This is a genomic window from Neptuniibacter marinus (assembly GCF_001597725.1).
GTDB classification, from domain to species: Bacteria; Pseudomonadota; Gammaproteobacteria; order Pseudomonadales; family Balneatricaceae; genus Neptuniibacter; species Neptuniibacter marinus.
In genome coordinates this window covers 41,629-55,597 of the sequence record NZ_LUTR01000013.1, presented here as the reverse complement: position 1 = coordinate 55,597, position 13,969 = coordinate 41,629, and the positions used below count along the sequence as shown (strand labels likewise).

The 13,969-nt window shown below is 45.2% G+C and carries 14 protein-coding genes; all 14 read right to left on the bottom strand.

Annotated features, from left to right (window positions below):
- Positions 1 to 75: 75 nt before the first annotated feature.
- A complete protein-coding gene (locus A3774_RS10280; protein ID WP_197468052.1) occupies positions 76 to 567 on the bottom strand; it encodes a GNAT family N-acetyltransferase in 492 nt (163 codons plus the stop codon).
- Between the two features lie 23 nt (positions 568 to 590).
- Positions 591 to 905, bottom strand: a complete 315-nt coding sequence (locus tag A3774_RS10275) for a DMT family transporter (RefSeq protein ID WP_067866892.1) — start codon at positions 903 to 905, stop codon at positions 591 to 593.
- 138 nt (positions 906 to 1,043) lie between these two features.
- On the bottom strand, positions 1,044 to 2,063 hold the full coding sequence (locus A3774_RS10270) for a heme-dependent oxidative N-demethylase family protein (RefSeq protein ID WP_067866890.1): 1,020 nt from the start codon (positions 2,061 to 2,063) through the stop codon (positions 1,044 to 1,046).
- Positions 2,064 to 2,075: 12 nt separating this feature from the next.
- Entirely contained in the window at positions 2,076 to 3,023 is a 948-nt protein-coding gene (locus A3774_RS10265) for a PDR/VanB family oxidoreductase (RefSeq protein WP_067866888.1), read from the bottom strand.
- Positions 3,023 to 3,550, bottom strand: a complete 528-nt coding sequence (locus A3774_RS10260) for a dimethylamine monooxygenase subunit DmmA family protein (protein WP_067866886.1) — start codon at positions 3,548 to 3,550, stop codon at positions 3,023 to 3,025. The genes A3774_RS10265 and A3774_RS10260 overlap by 1 nt, the downstream gene beginning before the upstream one ends.
- A 329-nt stretch (positions 3,551 to 3,879) precedes the next feature.
- Complete coding sequence (locus A3774_RS10255; protein ID WP_067866884.1) at positions 3,880 to 4,551, bottom strand: aminomethyltransferase family protein; 672 nt, start codon at positions 4,549 to 4,551, stop codon at positions 3,880 to 3,882.
- Between the two features lie 2 nt (positions 4,552 to 4,553).
- Entirely contained in the window at positions 4,554 to 7,457 is a 2,904-nt protein-coding gene (locus A3774_RS10250; protein ID WP_067866882.1) for a 2Fe-2S iron-sulfur cluster-binding protein, read from the bottom strand.
- Positions 7,454 to 7,756: a sarcosine oxidase subunit delta gene (locus A3774_RS10245; protein ID WP_067866880.1), complete on the bottom strand. Its 303-nt coding sequence runs from the start codon at positions 7,754 to 7,756 to the stop codon at positions 7,454 to 7,456. The genes A3774_RS10250 and A3774_RS10245 overlap by 4 nt, the downstream gene beginning before the upstream one ends.
- An 18-nt stretch (positions 7,757 to 7,774) precedes the next feature.
- Entirely contained in the window at positions 7,775 to 9,022 is a 1,248-nt protein-coding gene (locus A3774_RS10240; RefSeq protein WP_067866878.1) for an FAD-dependent oxidoreductase, read from the bottom strand.
- A gap of 99 nt (positions 9,023 to 9,121) precedes the next feature.
- Positions 9,122 to 10,006 carry a bifunctional methylenetetrahydrofolate dehydrogenase/methenyltetrahydrofolate cyclohydrolase FolD gene (gene folD, locus A3774_RS10235; protein ID WP_067866877.1) on the bottom strand — a complete coding sequence of 295 codons (885 nt, stop codon included), beginning with the start codon at positions 10,004 to 10,006 and terminating at the stop codon, positions 9,122 to 9,124.
- 11 nt (positions 10,007 to 10,017) lie between these two features.
- Complete coding sequence (gene purU, locus A3774_RS10230; protein ID WP_067866875.1) at positions 10,018 to 10,884, bottom strand: formyltetrahydrofolate deformylase; 867 nt, start codon at positions 10,882 to 10,884, stop codon at positions 10,018 to 10,020.
- A gap of 118 nt (positions 10,885 to 11,002) precedes the next feature.
- Positions 11,003 to 12,331: an FMN-binding glutamate synthase family protein gene (locus tag A3774_RS10225; RefSeq protein ID WP_067866873.1), complete on the bottom strand. Its 1,329-nt coding sequence runs from the start codon at positions 12,329 to 12,331 to the stop codon at positions 11,003 to 11,005.
- Positions 12,332 to 12,356: 25 nt separating this feature from the next.
- Positions 12,357 to 13,040 carry a GltB/FmdC/FwdC-like GXGXG domain-containing protein gene (locus A3774_RS10220; protein ID WP_067866871.1) on the bottom strand — a complete coding sequence of 228 codons (684 nt, stop codon included), beginning with the start codon at positions 13,038 to 13,040 and terminating at the stop codon, positions 12,357 to 12,359.
- Positions 13,041 to 13,063: 23 nt separating this feature from the next.
- Positions 13,064 to 13,966 (bottom strand): class II glutamine amidotransferase, encoded by a 903-nt coding sequence (locus A3774_RS10215; RefSeq protein WP_067866869.1) that lies wholly within the window; start codon positions 13,964 to 13,966, stop codon positions 13,064 to 13,066.
- Positions 13,967 to 13,969 lie beyond the last annotated feature (3 nt).

The window sequence follows — 13,969 nt, the reverse complement described above, 5'->3', positions numbered from 1 at the left end:
ACTTTATTTTGCACACTTCATATGGCGCGAGAAAGGTAGCTGAACTTAGATTCAGCTAAATAGGAGGGAGGTCGATTAAAGTGTTTTTTCCCAAAAAAGGGCCTGACCTATCTTAGGATTTAACTCATAACCAGAAAACCCAAACTTGGTATAGGCAGCTTGTGCAGGTTGATTAGCCTCGAGAACTTCAAGTGTAAGTTTGCAGCAACCTTTATGTTCAGCCACCTCTTCCACTTTTTTGAGCATTATTTGGCTAAGCCCTAAGCCTCTATACTCTGGCAGCACAATTACATCGTGGATATTGATAATGGGTTTACACTTAAAGGTAGAGAAAGCATCGAAGCAATTGATAAGACCAGCTGGTTTCTTATCCACGTAACAGATAAAAGAGAAGGCGTGAGGCAACTTAGCTAATTCCGACGCCAAGTTAACCTTAGTATATTCACTGAGAGGATCACCTCCCCCCATAATATCGAGCGCATAGCACGCCAGCAGATCCATCATATCCTTAGTGTCTTGATTACATGTGTAATCAACCAGATCCACTTTAATCTCTTTCAAAGTCATACCTCTGTGTCCATAAACATTTTTTACTCAAAAAATTTCAGCCCAGCAAGACCTGTGACAATCAGAAAAATACATAAAATACGCACAAAGCTACCGGACTCTCCTAAAAATATAATCCCATAACTCGCTAGAGCTACAGCACCGATACCAGACCAAGCAGCATAAGCGGTACCAACGGGGATAGTTCGCATAGCTAAAGACAAAAGTCCTAAGCTAACCACAATGAGTACCGCACTTATTACTGAAGGCCAAAGCCTTGTAAAGCCATCACTATACTTTAAACCTATAGCCCAACCACACTCTATCAATCCAGCTATCGCTAAATAGACCCAACCCATTGAGTTCACCCTCTAAATAAATATTCTTTCATACAGATAGAAATAGATCAGCTATTCAGCCCATCACTAATCGCCTTGATAGACGCATTTTTTCTTTATAATAGAGCCCTCAAAAGAGGGCTATAATGCAGAGCCTGATTAATTAGCAGGATCAAATTGAGATAGGTAATCAACCACCATCGAATGATAACGGTTTAATCCCTTATACTCGATCAACGGTGCGGGTAGTGTTTTCATCGTCCGATGCATCCGTTTTGCCCATTCTGGATTAGTGGCAATATCCTCCAAGCTAATCAGATAAGTACGGATAATAAACATCAGTGCATTACTGCGCGGCATACGATCCATCACTTGTACCTCAACACGCAGATAAACTTTTTCACCGACGTTCTCCGGCGTCACAGAGGTCCTTTCGTGCCCCCACTCATGATAAGTTTCAGGTGAGGTATCCATACGAGCGTTGACGGTTAATGTCCAGTTTAAACGGCGGATGGGACTACCCACTTGCATGGCCGTCAGATATTTCAATGCACGCTCAAAAATACCTTCGTTATGAGCCATAGGTACAGGACCATGCCACTCCTTGAAGCTCATCCCAGCATCAAACGCGAGCGACCAATCTGCTGGACATGTGACCATTCCTGCATCGAGAAAAAGATCGCCATCGCGTTGATCTAAAAGAGCAAAGTCACCCTGTACCTGGCAACCAATATATTCCAACGGTGGTTTAGGTAACGTACTACTATCACCAAAGGTAAAAGTGTCGTGGATATTGAGGAGTTTGTTTTCCCATGTCCACTGATCACCCTCAATGGTCAGTTTGAAGTAATCAGAATAGTCTTCAGCTAAGGACGTCATTAACCGCTCAAGCATATCCCAACAAGCAAGCTCCATATGATCCATCGCAAGACAACGATGGGGCATAGCATCAAGTACTAACTTGCGCTCAGTCATTTCTGATAGGTAGTGCTCATCAATATCAAGAAAATGCTCATAGGCTGAGCCCTCACGACCTTTCGGAGTATGTGGCTCCATATTAACGGAATAACGGTACTCATCTTCAGGAAAGGGAAAAGGAAAACGTTTTATCGCCTCAGGACTGTTCGAGTAAGTAAAATCATCACGGAACGTTTCAACTTCTTTGGGTGCAACTCGCATTATTAGTTCTCCTTAAATATCCAAGACCAGACGTTCACCCGCAGCACGAGAAACACAAGGCATTATGGTTTTACCTGCCGCTTTCTCATCATCCGAGAGGTATTGATCACGGTGATCTATATCGCCCTCTTCAACAGTACAAACACACTGACCACAAACGCCGCCTCGACATAAGTTAGGTACGGAAATATCTGATGCTTCTAGCGCTTCTAGCAAGCTATCTTCAGCACTGACTTCTACTTGCTGCCCGCTGGATTTAATTTCAGCAATAAAGGGCATCCCTGGTTTAGGTGCCGCAAACTCTTCTGAATGAATAACACTGGCAGGTAAGCCTAAGGTTTGTGCTGCCTCCTCCACCGCCTGAATTAATGATTCGGGGCCGCAAATATAGATATGCGTGCCTAAAGGCTGCTGGCTTAATAGTTCTGTAACATCACAGCGCGTATGACGGTCAGAGTCATAACCAAAGTACTTATCGCCTAACTGCTCAGAAAGCTCATTTTTATAAGCGCCGGTTTGCAAACTGCGATACATATAATGAAGTTCAAAATCAGCATTACGACGAAGCATTTCAGGGATATATGACATAAAGGGTGTCACCCCAACGCCTCCAGCTAACATCAAGTGTTTTTTAGCTAGCCAGAAGGGAGAAAACAAATTGGAGGGTGGGCTAATTAGTAATTGATCGCCGACCTTTACCTGCTCATGCATATAGATAGAGCCGCCCCTAGACGCCTCCTGTAAACGAACGGCTATACGGTAACGATTGGTATCCGCAGGGTCACTCAACAGGGAGTATGCGTTTTTATATATCTTCTTTGCGCTCGGCATCTCAACAACAACATGTGCTCCCGGCGAAAAGGGATAAAGTTCATCGTCTATAGCCTCTAAGGTAAATTCGCGGATGGTTGGAGCTACTTGGCAAATACTGGCTACTTCTACTTTTATTTGATTACTCATTAGCTTAACTCCACACTTTCTGGGATCTCAGTCGCGTTTTCTGCATTGACTTGATAACCAAAATACGCCGCATGTGATTTAGCAAAATGATCGGTAACAGCTAACAGTTTTCCGCATCCTGCGCAGGTTGCTGGGGCTGTTACTACATGATCGGTTACCGTATAACAGTGGCAGCAAAAAACACTACGTTCCGTATTCAAAGGCGGCAGCATAACCATCTGATCTTCTGTCACGCCTAAAGCTTTTAACTGCTCCCCCACTAACCACATGTACTTTTCGGTACCCGATAAGTAAACCAAGGTGGCCGCAGGTGCATCGGCTAATAACCTCACTGATTGATCCTTAACACTGTCTAGATCCCCGTCATCAACAAGATCTTTTTTAGCTACGGTTTTGCTCTGATATAGGTCTGAAAAAGCAGTGCTTAATTGTTCACAAATAAACAGGCTATAAGCACAAGGAGCATCACTTATCTCAGATCTATAAATAGGCTTACTTGTAACAACAGAAACACTTTCAGGCTCCATAATGACCTCCAAGTAATAATCCAATTAAGGTTTACCGCCACCTTCTGGTGACAATTAATTAAGGTTTCAATAGGAACAATATTTACCATTAGCCACGCCAACACAATTCTCTTCATTGGGTACCCCAAAAGGGGTAGGTTTTTAAAAATAAAATGGCTGACATAAAAAACCGACACTATGCACAGAGGCAGAGCGCCGGTTGGGGGTTAAATCGACATCAGCTGGGAACCAGTAATCGATTTGGGGGTAATAGATCCACCTCAACAACATGTATAAATTGCCAAGAGGTTACTAATTGATTTTTAACAAGAAGTACTCAAAACCTAAGTTTAAAAAAGATAATTCAGACCCGCTGCTTTACCTCCAAACTCATCCATTGCATCCAACAGACAAGCCCAAAGGTATTCAGCCGCTGCGCTATCACACAAAATGACAAAGTGAGTACCTTCTTTATCCGGTAGATGGCTGATAATCGCATTAATTCTTGCAACAGAGGTTTGTGCTATAGAGCCTTTAGGAAACACCGATTCAGACAGGTCAACACCACAAAGCTTGGCCATAATATCAGGCAGCTGCTCACCACTCAGTAGTAAGCATGCATGACTATCTTGGCAATAAACCGGATAACAATCGGCAAATGCACTAGAATCCGCCGAGCAGGTACCGCTCTCCATCGCCCCTAATACCCAAAACTCAGTTTTGCCAAGACGCAATACAGTCTCACCATTAGCTGAATTCAAACATTGGTTTGGCTTTTCCGGAACCGATAAACCCGCCGCACTCAACGCGGCTATAGCATTGGCGCCTCGTATTCCAAACCTATGCTGTACCGACAGGTCAATTAAGGCAGCAAGAGGTTCAGACTGATCACCATAAGAGGCAACTTGAGCTGCAGAAGCGCACGCTTCAAAGTGTGCACCCGCTGCTTCATGTACTCTATACAATGGGCTACGGGCAAGATAAGTCTCTGGCTTAACAATGTTCTTCGTTATCTCTTCCATCACTACATCTCCTGTCTTGCATTGTTTGGATCATAAAACGGCAGACTAACCACCTCTGCTTCGACAATCTGACCATCAACACGGATACTAATGTTGTCGCCAGGTTCGCTAGAATTAATACCAGCAAAAGCCAAACCCACTATTTTCTTCATCGCTGGAGAGTATTCACATGAAGTGACATTACCGGTAATCCCATCACCTTCTAATACAAGATGCCCCTCCTCAGGTTTTTTACTCTCTGCCGGTAAAGCAAAACCTACCAACTTACGTGTTTGAGGCTGCGCCATAACAATATCCACTGAGCGACAACCAACAAAGAAAGGTTTCTTCCTATTAACCGCCCAATTCATTGATAGCTCTCCTGGATGGCTCATTCCATCCGTATCTTGGCTAACAATAACGTGGCCTTTTTCAAGACGTAATAAACGTTGGGTTTCAACACCAAAAGGTTTGATATCAAACGCTTCGCCAGCTTCCATCAGCAGATCCCATAAAGCTTCGCCATAGCGTGACGGTACATGAATCTCATAACCCAACTCACCCACAAAGCCCACACGGAGCAAGCGTGCAGGAATACCTGCCACATCAGCTTCACCGTATGCCAAAAATGGAAAACCTTCCGTCGAAAGGTCGGTACCTGTGACTAACTTTTCTAGCACTTTACGAGCGTCAGGCCCCGCTAAGTTCACGGCACAATAAGCTGAAGTCACATTCAGAATATCTACATCTAAACGCCATTGAGTATTCCACTTAGTCATATCTCGATAAACACGGTCAACTCCACTGGTTGTGGCAGTCACGTAAAAGTGGTCCTCAGCTATTCGACAGGCAACACCATCATCAATCACTACACCATGCTCATTGGTGTATACCGCATAGCGCGTTTTACCGACTGGCTGCTTTAAAAAAGCAAAGGTATAGATACGATTCATAAACTCTGCCGCATCAGGGCCTTTTAACTCAATACCCCCTAATGTACTAACATCGATCAAACCTACTTTATTCCTCACATGTACCGATTCCGCATGGATACACGCATCTCGCTTATTGGGATCACCATAAAAGGCCGGACGCCTCCAATTACCTGCAGGGATCATTTTGGCCCCTAATTCAAGGTGTCGATGATGCATAGGTGTACGACGGTAAGGATCAAATATACGACCGGCAATATGTGCAAGTTTCTCCGGCGCAAACGGAGGTCTGGCCGTTGTCACACCGGTTTCAGTTACCGTTCTATCTGTTGAGTTTGCAACTAAACGAGCCGTCGGTAGCGCAGAGTGCCGTCCTTGTGAAGGCCCCATACCCACTGTGGAGAAACGTTTAACCAACTGTACATCGCGATAGCCTAATCGCGTCGCATTGACTATATCTTTCGCCTGTAGATCTTCATCAAAATCGACAAAGTCTTTACCTTTAGGGTGACTAAAGATCGGCCAATCAAAGTTCGGCTTAACCCTACAGCTAACTTTGCCAGGTAGTTCATCACTAAGATTTAAATTATTCAAAGCAAGCTGAGCAGCCCGTTGCCCATCGGCGACTACTGAATCTAACTGGTGTATACCGTTCACGGAACCGGCAATATGTAGATGCTCCGGCAGCTTTGACAAAGTAAATTCAGCCAACTCATCCGCATAACTAAGCTGTGCACCTGCTTGGCATAACAGCTGGTAAGCAGGCATATAACCGGCCGACATACAGAGCAGATCACAGTCAATAATACGGCTGGCGTTACCGACCTCACCTTTAGCGGTGATTTTACGAACATCCACCCCTTTAATGCGTTTATTGCCCTTTTCTGCAAGTGCTTCATACACGGTATAGCCTTGATGCAAGGTGATATCACGCTCAGATAAAGCATCGATCAACTCAGGCGTTGCGACACCTTCACGCATATCAACGACCGCTTTAACATTCACCCCTTGATCGCTAAGCTCTAAGGCCGTCAAATAGCCATCATCATTACCGGTTAATACAACAGAGCTCTCACCCGGTTTAATGGCATAAAGCTTCATCATTCGCGTAGCGGCACTACACATAACAACACCCGGAAGGTCATTATTACGGAATACAACGTGCTGTTCATAAGCACCCGAGGCGATAATGCACTCTTTGGCCCTCACCTTGAATAGGCGCTTACCTTGAATCAAAGGTAAATAGTTATCGGTAAACCACGCATTACACACGGTATCGACCATAACGGTGATATTGTCATGCTCTTCTACTTTTGCGATCAGTTCTGCACGTAAGCGATCAGCCGTGATGCCCTCTATATCAAAACGGTTATAGGCTAAAGCGCCACCCATTAACGGCATCTCTTCAACCAATAAAACCTTAGCACCACCGTCCGCTGCCTTAAGCGCAGCACTTAAACCCGCAGGGCCTGAGCCAACCACCATAACATCGGTGAAGAGATATTTTTTATCATAATATTCTGGGGTAAAGTTCAGATCTAACTTACCTAAACCCGCTTTTTCGCGAATATAACCTTCCCATTTATCCCAAACACCCATAGGTTTAAAAAATGAGCGATAGTAGAAACCTACAGGCATAAAACGGCCAAAATTACCCAGAATAGCATCACGGTCTTTATCTAGAGTACCGTTGTAATTCTGCCCTTCGATCTGCATATTCGGTGCAATGGCCGTTCTATCTGCCAACGCATTTGGATCACCACCGAGCTGCACTAAGGTATTGGCATCTTGCCCCGCCATAGTTAAAGGCCCACGAGGACGATGGTATTTGAAAGAACGGGACATCAACCACTGATCATTAGCTAATAATGCACTGGCAATACAATCACCTGCATAACCTTGATAACGCTGCCCTTCAAAAAGAAACTCAACCTGCTCATTACGATTAAGCAACAACCCCATTGGGGCATTTAAGCGCATATTGGTATCATTCATGCCTTAACCTCCGTCGCAGGTGCACTAAACTCAACACGTTCACTAAAAAGTACTGAAGGGTCATAGGTTTTTAAAATTTCATCGCTTCCGGTATGCCGTTCAGCAATAAACCAATAACCAGAAGGTGCATGCAACCACCACTCGGTTACTACAGAGATGGCATTGTCAGAGAAGAAGACGTAATCAGCCCACTCTTTATCACTGCAACTATTGGGATCAGGCATCTCTTTCACCTCGCCCCCATGCACAAACTCACTTATATTTCGTAGCCCGTTTAATGGGCAATTCATCATTTTCATAATTCTTACCTCATCCAATCAGTGGCTAGCCGCAGTCGCGCCCATTTCGTTAACTTGGCGGAAGGAGTTGAAGCGATCCATAGAGAAGGGCTTAATAAGCTCAGGCACCTTGCCGCCACTCGCCACCATCTCAGCCATTGATTTGCCGCAAATCGGTGTTGATTTAAATCCCCAAGTACCCCATCCCGCATCAAGATAGTAGTTGTCCACGGGGCTCAGTCCCATAATCGGGCTGTAATCGGATGTTATATCCGTTAGACCCGCCCATTGGCGCATTAACCGCATATTGGCCATAAAGGGAAAGAGCTCGACTGCGTTGGCTAATAAGCTCTCTTTTAAATCCATGGTTGAACGGGTGCTATATAAAGGATAAGGATCGGAGCCGCCGCCAAAAACTAATTCGCCACGCCCTGTTTGCTGAACATAGCAATGCAAGGATGGAGAACTGACTAGTGGGTCTAAAAACGGTTTAACAGGCTGAGTTACCATCGCCTGTAATGGGAAAGTTGTGATCGGCATTTTAAAGCCGGCTTTTGCAGCTAAAAGCGAACTATGACCCGCCACCGCTTGCACTACACAGCCACAGCTCACATTACCGCGGTTGGTTTTAACGCCCGTAACTTTGCCCTGCTCGACAATAACATCAGTTACCTCTGTCAACTGATGTAACTCAACGCCTCTCTGTGTAGCGCCTTTGGCATAACCCCAAGCCACCGCATCATGGCGAGCTGTTGCACCATCCATATGCCACAAACCTGCTAGTACCGGCATATCGGCAGGATTCATATTTAAGGTCGGTACAAGCTCTCTGATCTGTTGAGGATCAATCAGCTCAGTCTTACCGCCAAAATGTTTATTAACTTCTGCTCGTTGACGAAAGCCGCGCACCGCCGCATCAGTATGTGCAAGTGTCAGCTGTCCGCGTTGTGAATACATAATATTGAAATCAAACTCATTGGATAACTCCTTAAAGAGTTTGACCGATTCACTGTAAAACTTAACCCCTTCCGAGGTGAGATAGTTCGAACGAATAACCGCTGTATTACGGGCCGTATTACCACCACCTAAATAGCTTTTTTCTAAGATCGCAACATTATTGATACCGTGATACTTAGCTAGGTAATAAGCGGTGGCAACACCATGCCCCCCACCGCCGATAATAACGACATCATAATGAGACTTCAGCACAGTTGGCTTTGGTAAATCCGCGTGCTGTTCAAACGGATAGTCTTTATTTAGACCATATTTTAATAGTGAGAAAGGCATTCCTCTCCCTCCTTAAATGTCATATCGCTCAGTGAGAAAATCGAATCAATGCACAATCTATTAGCTCGATATATGCTTTGATGCCTGTTTTTACTGTAATTACTGCGCTAAAAAAGCCTGACGTTTCAGTTCTTGATCTAACGCTGCTTGAACTGTGTTTTTCATTAAGCAAGCAATCGTCATAGGACCTACCCCTCCAGGAACCGGCGTAATAGCACTAGTAACAGGTTCAACGTCGGCAAAATCGACGTCACCCACAAGCTTACGTTTGCCATCCCGCTCGATGGCATTAATACCAACATCGATCACGGTCGCCCCCGGTTTAATCCAGCTGGCTTTAACCATCTCTGGGCGACCAATGGCCGCCACAACGATATCTGCCTGCGAACAGATCGACTCAATATCTTTCGTCCGTGAATGCACAATCGTAACCGTGCAGTTTGCTTGTAATAACAGTGCAGCCATGGGCTTTCCAACAATATTGGATCGACCGATAACAACCGCCCTTTTACCACTAAGATCCTGGTGTACATGTTCTAACATGATCATGCAGCCCATAGGCGTACAGGGAACAAGCGATGCCTCCCCGCAGGCTAATGCGCCAACATTTAGAGGGTGGAAGCCATCAACATCCTTAGCAGGATCTATATCTAATAGAACTTCCTCTTCATTCAGATGGTTAGGCAGCGGCAGCTGTACCAAAATGCCATGAACACTAGGATCTGCGTTGAGTGTTTGGATTAGGTCATTCAACATCGCCTGCGAACTATCGGCTGGCAACTTATACTCCAACGACCTAATTCCAACCTCTTCTGCACGTTTCACTTTATTCCGTACATAAACCTGACTCGCGGGATCTTCGCCCACAAGCACAACAGCAAGACCCGGCGCTAGGCCGAAACGCTCATCAAAGGCTGTAACCTCTTCAGCTGTTTTGTCGATCACTTGCTGGGAGATCAGCTTGCCATTAATTAATACGGTCATGCTTATCTCTCCTACTTAAAGACAACGGTTTTGTTGCCATCAAGAAAAACTCGGTGATCAACATGACGCTTTACGGCACGCGCAAGCGCAACGGTTTCAGTATCACGACCTACAGCGACCAACGCTTCTGGACTATAGGTGTGATCAACGGGCTGAACAGACTGCTCAATGATAGGCCCTTCATCAAGGTCCGACGTAACATAGTGAGCGGTAGCACCGATTAATTTAACGCCGCGGGTATGGGCTTGATGATAAGGTTTAGCCCCTTTAAAACCGGGTAGGAATGAGTGGTGAATATTGATTGCACGGCCACTCAACTCTTTACATAAATTATCCGAAAGGATCTGCATATAGCGTGCTAAAACAACCAACTCAGTGCCGGTCTCTTCAACAACGTCTAACAATGCCTGCTCCTGTTCGGGCTTATTATCTTTAGTCACTGGTAAGTGAATGAAGCGGATACCCTCTCGCTCGGCCATTGGACGTAAATCTTTGTGATTGGAAACAATGGCAGTGATCTCCATATTGATCTCACCTTTGTGCAAGCGGTACATTAAATCATCCAAACAGTGATCAAACTTACTCACCATGATCAATGTCTTGGTAGGTGCATTCGCGGCCACCATTCGCCAATCCATCTTGAACTTCTCAGAGATAGCCACAAACTCTGCTGACAGCTTTTCTAACTCATATTCGCCTGATTCCACATGAAATCGCATCCTCATAAAAAACTGACCACTTTCAGGATCATCAAACTGGTTCATTTCACTGATATAACAACCTCTTTCAGATAGAAAAGAGGACACAGCAGCGACTATTCCACTACCTGCGACACAATTGGTTTTAAGAATAAATTCGTTAGTATCTGTACTTTTCATTTCAAAAGTGACCCTAAAAGGCCCCTCCTTAAAGTCTGTTAAATGCTGTTTTAAGATGCAGAAAGCCACGTGAGATGAATTTTCATCTCACGGTATCGCTATTTAAAACATGGGTTATTTAGTATTTCTGACCAGGCACCCAGCTTGTACCCGCGAGTGGAACACGTGCCATTGCTGCGGACTCAACCGTAAGGGCTACAAGATCTTCCGGCTCTAAGTTACGTAAGTCATTCTTACCGCAGGCACGGGCTAAAGTTTGTGCTTCTAAGGTCAACACATTGAGGTAGTTAGCGAGTTTACGACCGGCTTCAACAGGATCTAAACGCTTCATTAAATCAGGATTTTGGGTAGAGATACCGGCAGGGTCTTTGCCTTCATGGTAATCATCATAAAAGCCAGCAGCCGAACCTATCTGCTTAAACTCCTCATCATACTTAGGGTGGTTACAACCTAAAGCAACTAAAGCAGCCGTACCAATTGCGACCGCATCAGCACCTAATGCCATACATTTAGCAACATCGGCACCGTTGCGAATACCACCGGAGACAATCAACTGAACTTTACGGTGCATGCCCATCTCTTGTAGCGCTTGAACCGCTTGTGGGATCGCCGCCAATGTTGGGATACCTACATGTTCAATAAAGACATCCTGAGTCGCCGCGGTACCACCTTGCATACCATCAACAACGATCACATCCGCACCGGCTTTAACCGCTAATTTCACATCATAGTAAGTACGGGTAGCACCCACTTTGATATAAATCGGCACTTGCCAATCAGTGATTTCACGCAGTTCTTGAATCTTAATGGCTAAGTCATCAGGGCCTGTCCAATCTGGATGACGGCACGCAGAACGCTGGTCTACACCCATAGGTAAGGTACGCATTTTAGCTACGCGGTCAGTGATTTTCTGACCAAGCAGCATACCGCCACCGCCGGGTTTTGCACCTTGTCCTAGTACAACTTCAATCGCATCCGCTTTACGTAAGTCATCAGGATTCATGCCGTAACGGGATGGCAAGTATTGATACACCAATTTACTAGACTGACCACGCTCTTCCGGTGTCATACCACCATCGCCGGTTGTGGTCGATGTACCCATGATTGAGGCACCACGGCCCAGCGCTTCCTTTGCATTAGCGGATAACGCACCAAAACTCATACCGGCAATCGTTACGGGAATATCGATCACAATCGGCTTTTTAGCAAAACGAGAGCCTAAAGTAACCGAGGTATTACATTTTTCACGGTACCCTTCCAGTGGGTAGCGGGACATACTAGCGCCTAAAAACAGCAGATCATCAAAATGTGGCAGCTTTCGCTTAGCACCAAAACCTCGAATATCGTAAATACCAGTTTCTGCCGCACGACGAATCTCAGTCATTGTTGTACGATCAAAGGTCGCTGACTCACGTAGGCCATCTTTTACATTAATATCTTCACTCATAATTCTGTCCTCGATGATTCAGCTGTTAGTACGCAGACGCGTTATCGACTTTAAAGTTATAAAGTTGGCGAGCTGAGCCATAACGTTTAAATGCTGTTGGATCTTCTTCTACACCCGCACGATTAAGCAGCTCTGTTAACTCTTCAATATGCTCTTCACGCATCTCTTTCTCGATGCAGTCCGCGCCTAAAGATTTAACGCTACCTTTAACATAGATATGTGTTTCATAGAGGGAATCTCCCAAGGCATCACCTGCATCCCCGCAGACAACAAGTGAACCAGCTTGGCCCATAAAGCAGCTCATATGGCCTACATTGCCTTTAACAATAATGTCTACACCTTTCATGGAAATACCACATCGGGCACCGGCATTACCTTCAATCACTAGCAACCCACCGTGGGCTGTAGCACCGGCCGCTTGAGAGGCATCACCTTTTACGCGTACAGTGCCCGACATCATGTTTTCAGCAACACCTTGACCGGCATTACCAAAAATAGTGACATGGGCTTTCTTATTCATACCTGCGCAGAAATACCCCGCATGACCTTTAATATCCACGGCTAGGCTCTGGTCCAATCCACAAGCAATATTGTGCTGACCTTTAGGCTCAAGTACCTCCCACTCACGAATCGTGCACTCCCCAGCCTGATCATGTAAGGCTTGGTTAAGGTCTCGAACTGTGTGTTCTTGCAAATCAATTGTCTTCATCGTTTTATTCCTTAATTCCACACTTACTGATCACGTTCCCAAACATAAATTGTTTCAGGCTCTGGCTCCCACACCTTGGCATTCTCTATGCCCGGCAATGTTGTTAACGCCTGATACTCTGAAGCCATGGCAACATAATCATCAGTTTCAGCCATCACTGCAGGCTTACATGCAATAGGGTCACGCACTACAGCGAAGCCATCTCGTGTACCGATTGTAAATGTGAAGAAACCGTCCAGATCTTTAAGTGCGCCTTGCAGTGCTTCATTCAACGTATCGCCTTTACGTAAGCGGTTAGTTAGGTAACCTGCCGCTACTTCTGAATCATTTTCCGTTTGAAATGTCACACCTTCCCGCTTTAACTCTTCACGTAAACGGTTGTGGTTAGATAGGGAGCCGTTATGAACCAAGCAAAGATCTTGGCCTGTTGAAAAAGGATGACTACCTTCCATTGTTACCGCAGATTCAGTCGCCATACGTGTATGACCGATAATGTGGCTACCTTTCATACTCACTAAGTTAAATGTATCAGCGATATTTTCAGGTAAACCGACCTCTTTAAGAATCTCTATAGACTGACCTGCACTTAAAATAAGAATGTCAGCCTCTTTTTCAGTAAGGTAATTCTGAATAACCTCCGCTTCGCATCCCACTTTAAACACAGCAACTTTGCTGTTTTTAAACCAATCTACGGTGACGTCTAGATCATCCTTAATACTGCCCGCCAAACTGCCCCAGTCATAATTTTCATCAATATGCCTAAGGGTCAGTTTAGTTGAGCCATCCGGCACCTCATCACCATAAATTGCAAAACCAGCGCTATCAGGGCCACGATCTGTCATCGCAATAAGCATGGGTGTAAAAAGCGCACCCAGCTGGCTTTCTAATGCCTTGTTTTTCAAATAAAGGCCGACAATTCCACACATATA